This is a genomic window from Bacillota bacterium (assembly GCA_040754675.1).
Taxonomy (GTDB): domain Bacteria; phylum Bacillota; class Limnochordia; order Limnochordales; family Geochordaceae; genus Geochorda.
Map to the genome: position 1 here is coordinate 1 of JBFMCJ010000699.1, position 1921 is coordinate 1921.

The following is a 1921-nucleotide window of genomic DNA, read 5'->3' on the forward strand; positions in this document are numbered from 1 at the left end:
CGGCCGGTCCAGCAGGGGAAAGGCCTGTTCGGCCATCGCGATGGCGGCAACTGCCGGGCTCTGGAAGAACACCTTCAGTTCGGGGTAAGACTCGACCAGGTGGCCGAACACCTCGCTGGCGTCGTATGGGACGTCCCCGATCCCGTCCTGGTTGAGGTCGTAACCCCGGTAGCTGCTCCAGTAGTTGCCGCGACCCTGCCCGTCGTCCCAGCGCTGGTCGTGGCGCCCCGGGCTCAAATACACGCCGTCGCCGTTGGCGACGAACGTGTTGTCGACGAAGACGTTGTCCCGGGAGCTGGCCAGAATGCGGGCAGCGACCTCATTGGCGGCGACGTAGTTGCCGCGGAGCGTGCAGCGTACCGCAAAGTCCAGTGACAGCCCGGTCTCGTTGGCGAGCACCAGGTTGTCCTCCACCAGGGCGGAGTCGGCGTCCTTGAGGAAAAGCCCGTACGCTCCGTACCCGTAGCTCTTGGCAAACACGTTGCGCCGCACCACCAACCGCTTGGAGTACATGATGGCGGACGCGACGCCGTTGCCAACGAAGACGTTTTCCTCAAAGACGTTGTCGTCCGAGAACATGTAGTGAAGCCCGATGCGCCCCCGCTCGATCCGGTTGAACGCGATGCGGTTGTGGGAGGCAAACTCCACGTAGATGCCGTCCCGCGGGGTGACGATGGAGTTGTGCTCTACCACGTTGTGGTTCGTGTTGTAAAGGCGAATGCCATCCCCCCTGTCGTGCTCGATGAGTTCCGCAAGCCCTTCGATGCGGTTCGCCCGGATGACGTTGCCGTTGCCGCCCCACACGTGAATGCCGAACAACACCCCCTGGAGGGTGTTGGACTCAATCACGTTGCTGTGACCCAGGACCTTGATCCCCGACTCGTCCCGCCACAGCCTGCGCCCGCTGCCGCGGACGGTCAGGCCCCGCACCGTCGCCCCGCTTGCCCGTATGGTCACCACGTCGCCGTCCCGCCCGCCGTCGATGACGGCGCCCGGGCTCCCCTCGAGCACGACCGCCTTGTCGATGACGATACGCTCGGAAAAGACGCCGGGTTCGACCAGGACGGTGTCGCCGTCCCGGGCCGCCCCCAGCGCCGCGGAGACGGTCGGATACTCCGGGGAGCCGGCGCGCAGCACTGCCGCGCGGGCTCCCACCGCCGCGGCCAGCACGAGCCCCAGCGCAGCGGCGGCCCGCCCTGGCACGCCCGCATGCCTCCCGTCCCTCACGCTTTGACCCCTTCGGGGACGGTCCGGGGGGCCCGGGCCGGCCTTGTGACCACAACCGCGTACACGACCAGGCCAATGGCAGCCAGCACCAAAAGCGTCCCCCAGTTGAAATAGCTGAAGGTAACGAAGTTGGCCAGCCGGTTCCACCCCACCATCGGTGGCGTGAAAGGGGCAATCCGGATGGGCGCCCGGGGGTCGAGGTCGTGGCCGAACTGGTGGAGCCAGCGCCGCAGGTCGTACAGGAGCAGCAAGAGCGACGGCGTCACCACCAGGACGAGGCCCGCCACCCACCGCCGCCCGATGATGGCGCCCAGCAGCATGAGCGCGCCCATGGCGCCGAAGATGCGGGGCAGGTAGTCAAACTCGGCGAAGTCCTCCTCCCGGATCGGCCGCATCCCGATGTAGTGGTTGAGGGAGTTGACGATGTCCACCCGCCCGCCCAGCTTGTGGGCGTACACGTGCACCTTCAGGCCCTCCGGGTACTGGGGTGCGCCCAGGCTCAACGACCACAGCGGCCCCAGAAACGACAGCGCGACCAGCATGGCCGCGGCCAGCATCAACAGCCGGCCCTTCTGACCCAGTTCTCCGGCGAAAAGCCATTGCCGCATCGGCTGAAGCACGCCTCCTTACGGCCACCCTTCTCCGCGCGTGCCGGCCTGTATCCGGGACCGACTGACGGTCGGTCGGTCCCCGG

2 protein-coding genes are annotated in these 1921 nt (G+C 67.3%); both read right to left on the bottom strand.

All coding sequences use genetic code 11. The annotated features are described in order from the left end of the window. A partial coding sequence (nosD, locus tag AB1609_22655; GenBank protein MEW6049236.1) for a nitrous oxide reductase family maturation protein NosD occupies nucleotides 1-1203 on the bottom strand: 1203 nt, incomplete at its 3' end. A 20-nt stretch (nucleotides 1204-1223) separates the two neighbouring features. Next, a complete protein-coding gene (locus tag AB1609_22660; GenBank protein MEW6049237.1) occupies nucleotides 1224-1835 on the bottom strand; it encodes a hypothetical protein in 612 nt (203 codons plus the stop codon). Nucleotides 1836-1921 lie beyond the last annotated feature (86 nt).

Bases quoted from the DNA above. Each gene is read 5' to 3' on its own strand.
- AB1609_22660 (MEW6049237.1), bottom strand. From the start codon at position 1,835: ATGCGGCAATGGCTTTTCGCCGGAGAACTGGGTCAGAAGGGCCGGCTG.